The organism is Tatumella sp. JGM118, assembly GCF_018257515.1.
GTDB classification, from domain to species: domain Bacteria; phylum Pseudomonadota; class Gammaproteobacteria; order Enterobacterales; family Enterobacteriaceae; genus Tatumella; species Tatumella terrea.
Window position 1 is genome coordinate 21,291 of sequence record NZ_JAERJR010000028.1, and the last position, 6,345, is coordinate 27,635.

Sequence of the window (6,345 nt, forward strand, 5' to 3'; positions counted from 1 at the left end):
TATTAGCGTTAAAGTCGCTGGCCCTTCGGCCAGCGTGGTTGTCTGCTGAGCCCGGTCAATACGTTTAACGGGCCAGTGGCAGCTTACTCTTCTTCGCTGAGGGAATAAGGCAGGGGTTGTACCGTTAATACTGCGCCTTCATCGCCTTCAGGACGCAATACACTCTCTGCTTCCAGGTCATTATTCAGCACCGCCTGTACGGACACCCGGCCGTCATTGAGCTTCACGGCGGCCAGCACGGTGCCGGTTTTACGCCACCGCTCACCCATCTGTAATTCCAGCGCGGCACCGGCCGTCGGCAGGTGTTCTGCCGTGCCCAGCAGCCAGTACAATGCCCGTTTGTTGGCTCCGCGATACTTCGCCCGGGCAACCATCTCCTGGCCGGTATAGCAGCCCTTTTTAAAGCTGATCGCCTGTAATGCCTGCAGGTTAGTGGCCTGCGGGATAAACTCAGCGCTGGTGGCCTGGTCGATCACCGGCTGACCGGCGGCAATGTCCAGCGCCAGCCACTGCTGACTGTCGCCGGTCTGTGCAGGGTTCAGAGCCTGGCGCAGGGCAGCGGTCTGTTCCTTGCCGGCAATCAGGATAAAGCGTTCGGTCGGGTGGCCCTGCCATAGCAACAGCTGATCCTCTGCCAGTACGCGGGGCTGGTCGTGATCCGGTAACACACCGAAATGAGCCGCCAGAGCCTCGCGGGCACCTTGTCCGGCAATGCCGGTCAGCTGACGGCTGTCGTCGTCACTCAGCGTCACTTTGGCAAAGACCGCATATTTTTTCAGCGCGGCCAGCTGTTCATCACGCACCTGGCGGCGCAGAATATAGCCGTAATCTTCCGTATCATGAAACAGACGCAGACTGCTCCACATTTTACCTTTGGCATCACAATGGGCGGCCAGCCGGTGGTCATTTTCCGGCAGGGCGGCAACATCCAGCGTCAGTTGCCCCTGCAGATAGCTGGTACTGTCCGGGCCGCGGGCAGTGACCAGCGCCCAGTCATCAAGGTCGACGATAGTCAGAGGCAGAGTCTCTGCGGCTGCCGGTTGAGAGAGAGTATTTTCTGGCATAGGACATCCTGTGGCTTAAGTGAGCATCAGCGCATGGCTGAGCCGGGTTCGCAGTCGTATTCAGGGCATTATTCACCAAAGGCCGACCGCTGAAAAGGGCGAAACCACACGGGAAATGCGTTATATGGCGGGTGCCTGTCCGCAAAAGATTACCTGAACAGTAATTTCAGGCCGGTGAAGGCCAGCAGACCGGCACTGCAGCGGTCAATCAGGGGCCGGTAACGGAGATAAGCATGACGCGGGCAGAAAGTATATAAAAAGACTCGTTAAATTTCCGCGAGAGTTTTTGAAATTTCGGTCAAACAAGGGTGTTGTTGGTATTTCTCCGGAGTCACGAATCATTGATTCGTGACTGTAAAATTTACCAGAGCTATACTAAGGTGTTGGTCTTAGTATAGCTATGAAGCCTCCTGAATAGTACTTGCAATATATAATTATATTAGTTTTTTCATTTTAGCTGAGTTGTTTTATTTTTGCTGGTGTTTTTTGTCCAGTTGTATGATGGGTATTCAATAAGTAATGATGTAATTATTGATAGAATGATTATGGTGAGAAAAGTCAGGCTAGACATTGTGATTATATTTGAATCCTTAGTTATTAAGTGGAACCCAATAAACCAACAAATCCCGTGCATTAAGTAAATACTATAGCTAACCACACCAATTCGACGTAACCCTTGAACTTTAAGTAATCCAAAAATCGATCTACCATTTATTACATTATAAAAAATTATAAAAGCGACCATGGCTGTAGGTATTCCGTAGGTATTCCCTGAAATGATAATGATTATGGAAATTAAAATGGTGATTAATATTGTTATCTTCGATGTTAAATACCTGACCAGTCTTTCGGATTTCATGAATCTGCAAGTGTAACCGCAAGAAAAACAGAATATATATTTAAATGTATTTGATAGATCAGTGTCATGTACATATTTTTTTATTACACAATAAGCGATTATACATAGAGTAGACACAGCTACACTCGCAATTAACCGCCTTTCCTTTTTTAAGATTAATGATATAAAAGGTAAAGATATGTATAATAACCATTCCCAGTGAAGCGTCCATGTAACCCCTGCATTTATTAAGTTACTATCAGAAAAGCCGAATAGTTCAGGTCTTTTGTTTAGTAAACCTCCATCCAGCCAATACGATATATTTAATACACTAAGGTCTTTTTTATTACCCAATACATAGGATATAAATATACATATGATAGAACTGATCAGGCAAACTGGTATTATTCTGAATATTCGTTTTTTGTAAAACTCAATCCATTTAGGAAAACTTTTTTTCTCAATTGATGAAAATAGGTAGCCAGAGATAATGAAGAAAACATATACGGCAAGTGGTCCAAGGAAGCGAAATAGATTGTACCCATTTATATCCCAATAACCGTCCTTCCATAAGAAATAGTTGAACATGTAGTGATGTAAAACCACCATTAATGCGAGTGAGCCTCTTAACGAATCAATGTTATTTAATTCACGTGCATCAACCTTATCAATAAAACTCATTCTCTTGCTGCTGAGGATTAATATGACAAGAGATGATAGAAAAACAAAATATAAAATCATGTAGGCTTGGTTATGCATTTTCTTTACCGGCTTAACAAAAAATGACCACAGTATATCTAATGTCCTGGGATTAGTATATAAAAATCACGCGACGAGGAGCGATCATCAGTTGCTTTTGTTGTTGTATAATTTCCATTCAAAATGGTTTTATTTTGTGTGCAGTGTTTATCTCTTTTCTTAAATCAGCATCAAGAGATAAGTAGAGTTTTCAGTTATTTCTCTGCTTGATGAATAAGGTGATCCGGTATAAAAAAAGATACGTTATTACGATAAACACATCGCTTTCGCGATTAAATAGGTAAAAACCGTACTGAATCGCCGCGGATTTAAAAGATAACTCAGAGTAATTTAAGACGACTTTAGGAGAGGTGCCCATGAGCGTTATCCCGAAGAATTTAAAATTGAAGAAGTGAAACAGGTTGTTGATCGTGGTCATTCTGTTTCCAGCGTTGCAACACGTCTCGACATCACCACCCACAGCCTTTACGCCTTGATAAAGAAGTAAGGTCCGGATTTTTCTAATCATAAAGAACAGTCAGATTCTCAGGCGGAGAAACACCGTTACCAGAACAAGCTGAAGTGATTTACCGACGAACGGGACATATTATAAAAGCCGCGGCGTACTTCGAAAAACTGTTCGACTGAGGTACGCCTTTATCCGTGACAACACCCGTTGCTGGCCTGTTCGCCTGCTCTGTCGGGTGCTGAATGTTCATCCAAGTGGCTTTTTCGCGTGGCTTCAGCAGCCACATTCGCAACACCCTCAGGTAGATCTGAGGCTGACAGGGCAGATTATACAGTTCTGGCTGGAATCAGGATGTGTTTATGGCTATAGCAAGACCCGTCTGGATCTGTGGGATAACGGGCAATAGTGCTGAGTGAAAAGAGTCTGGCGACTTATGAAACGAGTCGGGATAAAGGCTAAGGTCGGTTACCGGAGTCCGCGAGCATGCAAAAGAGAAGTCAGTATCGTGTCGCCTAAGAGGCTTCAGCGGCATTTCAATCCGGATGCTCCGGATGAGCGTTGTATAACTGATATAACATACATCATGGCCCACGAAGAATAGTTGTATTTTGCCGTGGTCGTTGATCTATTCTCACGCAAGGTTATCGGCTGATCAATGCAACCCCGGATGACAAAGGACCTTATTCTGAACGCCCTGCTGATGGCTGTATGGCGGCGTAACTCCCAAAAATAGGTGCTGGTTCACTCAGACGAGGACGGTCAATACAAAAGTCATTAGTGGCAGTCGTTCCTGAATTCACATGGTCTGGAAGGTAGTATGAGTCGTCGTGGTAACTGTCACGATAATACGGTTGTAGAGAGCGTTTCCAGCTACTGAAACGCGAACGGATAAAGAAAAGATCTACGGAACGTGTGAAGAAGTCCGTAGCGATATTTTTGATTACATAGAAATATTTTATAACACTAAACGTCGGCATGGATCGGACGCTCAGATGTCAACGACTGGATATGAAGATCAGTATCATCAACAGCCCGGAAGTGTCTGGATTATCCATGGCGATTCACTTCACATTATATGCTTGTCTCATACTTTGCCAAATTTACTGGGTGAAATATGAGAGCCCGACATGTTTCGCATTGTGGCGGGAGTTTTATATGTGAATATGCTGCAAATTACATATAGCAGCAGTTAGATTAATAGGTATTTAGAGCTAAAATAACCATGAAAAAGTAATACTCATACTAAATTAGGGCCCCTTATTTATGACGTCACAGGCGTTTCTTAAGTCCGGGACAATGTCAGGCCGCACTCAGCGACAGGATCGGGCATGAAAATCCAGTATTCCTGAATAACTGCGTACCCGCACGTGTTTTTTAATGACCGGCAGCGGCTATTGTCGCCTGTCTGTGCATTACGGGGTAAACTGAGCATCCTCAGGAACCCTACACAGGACAAATCATGCCGGAACAAACTTCCCCGGGTATCAATGATAAAGCCCGTATTCAGTGGGCCTGCCGTCGGGGCATGCTGGAGCTGGATATCGCTATTATGCCGTTCTTCAGATATGAATATGACACGCTCACCGACCCTGAGAAGCAGACGTTCATCGCTTTGTTACGGGCAGACGATCCGGATTTATTTAACTGGATGATGGGCAACGGAGAGCCGGCGGATGCGGACCTCCGTAACATGGTGCAATTGATCCGTGAACGTAACCAGCAACGCGGCCCGGTGGCAGAGTGAATTAGTCCCTTCCCGGCTGGCCTGCCGTATTCAGTGCGGTGTTCAGGCGCTGATCGTACTGGCTGTTGCTTTTACCCCCTGGACCTGGGGCGGCGGTATCTTAAAAGTAATGGCTCTTTGCCTGGTATGGCAGGAGGGGCGACTGGGGCGAAGACGTTTTCGTGAGCGTCGCGGCCCGCTGGAAGTGGATGCACAGGGGAGGTGGCGCTGGCAGCAACAGCGCTGGCGGACCCGGCGGGAACCTGGCTGGTTACCCTTTGCTGTGTTGCTTTCTCTGGAAAATGAACACGGGCAGCGTCTGCGTTTCTGGCTGATGCAGGATGCGATGCCCGCGCAGGACTGGCGGGCCTTACGAATGCACTGGTTTTATTGCCGGAGTGATCCGCGCTAAACGGATTTACAGCAGTTCTTCCACTTCGGTCAGGATCTGTTCACACCAGCGTTCGACGCGGTCATCGGTCATTTCGAACTGGTTAACATCATCCAGTGCCAGCCCGACAAACTTATCCCCTGCCGGCAGCACAGCTTTAAGGCTGATAAATTCGAAGCCTTCGGTCGGCCAGTGCCCGATAAACTGAACGCCCATGGGTTTCAGCAGGTCATGCAGCATGCCGAGCGCATCGAGAAACCATTCACTGTAACCAATCTGATCACCCATGCCATAGAGGGCCACGGGGTTACCGCGCAGCTGCAGGTCAGGCAGCAGGGGCCAGATGGCTTCCCAGTCTTCCTGAAGTTCACCGAAATCCCAGGTCGGGATCCCCATAATCAGCAGGTCGTACTGCTGCATCGCTTCCACCGGTCCCTCTTTCACATTGTGCAATGTCACCAGGTCGTCACCGATAAAATCACGGATTTTTTCCGCGACGATTTCGGTATAACAGGTGCTGGAACCGTAGAATAATCCGATTTTCATAATTACCTTGCTAATTCAGACAGTCAATTTTAGTGCCGTGAGTGAATTATCTAATAATGCCTGATAAAGCCTAAGAAAAAATACATTCTGCCGTCAATTAATGGCTTTTGCGCAACGGATAGCGCTCTGAGCCCTGACTGGCCGGAACAGTTTTCCTTTTTTACTCTGAACAGGTTCCGCCCGTTCCTGTCCGTTTGGGAGAGTTCCCGGATCCCTGCTCCTCGTGTACCGGGTGCAGTCTTGTAAGGCAAAGCCCTAATTCGCGTTTTCCCCGGTTTTAGTACCGGGATGAAGAGGGCGCGGCCCTGCGCCCGTTGCCCGGTCGCCCGTGGCGCGGGTAAGGCAGCCTGCCTTAACATAAAGCGAACGGAACACTCACGACCTGATTATAAAAACCAACAGCCGAACGGAATATTCACGATCTGACATTAAACAACAGCCAGACTCATTACCCACAGACTGAGAAAAAACCTCCGGTTTTCACCGGTCCCACAGCCGTTGACTTACCGCGACATCGCACCGCTGAGCGAGGGAATGCGTCCAGGACGAGCCGCATGGACGCGGCGAGAGGTCATG

5 protein-coding genes and 1 pseudogene are annotated in these 6,345 nt (G+C 47.5%); 3 read left to right on the forward strand and 3 right to left on the reverse strand.

All coding sequences use genetic code 11. From position 1 onward, the window contains the following. Positions 1-83 precede the first annotated feature (83 nt). Both ygfZ and JK223_RS17240 read right to left on the reverse strand, forming a co-directional pair. Positions 84-1,064 carry a tRNA-modifying protein YgfZ gene (gene ygfZ, locus JK223_RS15975; RefSeq protein WP_212715137.1) on the reverse strand — a complete coding sequence of 327 codons (981 nt, stop codon included), beginning with the start codon at positions 1,062-1,064 and terminating at the stop codon, positions 84-86. Between the two features lie 448 nt (positions 1,065-1,512). Further along, positions 1,513-2,661, reverse strand: a complete 1,149-nt coding sequence (locus JK223_RS17240) for an acyltransferase family protein (RefSeq protein ID WP_371813168.1) — start codon at positions 2,659-2,661, stop codon at positions 1,513-1,515. A 382-nt stretch (positions 2,662-3,043) separates the two neighbouring features. Between JK223_RS17240 and JK223_RS15985 the strand changes: the two are divergent. From JK223_RS15985 to JK223_RS15995, 3 genes and pseudogenes are all read left to right on the forward strand, one after another. Continuing rightward, positions 3,044-4,152, forward strand: a pseudogene (locus tag JK223_RS15985) (IS3 family transposase); the annotation flags it as partial. A gap of 416 nt (positions 4,153-4,568) precedes the next feature. After that, entirely contained in the window at positions 4,569-4,853 is a 285-nt protein-coding gene (gene sdhE, locus JK223_RS15990) for an FAD assembly factor SdhE (RefSeq protein WP_212715139.1), read from the forward strand. Beyond that, entirely contained in the window at positions 4,816-5,244 is a 429-nt protein-coding gene (locus JK223_RS15995) for a protein YgfX (RefSeq protein ID WP_212715140.1), read from the forward strand. The genes sdhE and JK223_RS15995 overlap by 38 nt, the downstream gene beginning before the upstream one ends. 6 nt (positions 5,245-5,250) lie before the next feature. Here JK223_RS15995 and fldB read toward each other — a convergent pair whose 3' ends face one another. Then, positions 5,251-5,769, reverse strand: coding sequence for a flavodoxin FldB (gene fldB, locus JK223_RS16000; protein ID WP_212715141.1), 519 nt, complete (start codon positions 5,767-5,769; stop codon positions 5,251-5,253). Between the last annotated feature and the right edge of the window lie 576 nt (positions 5,770-6,345).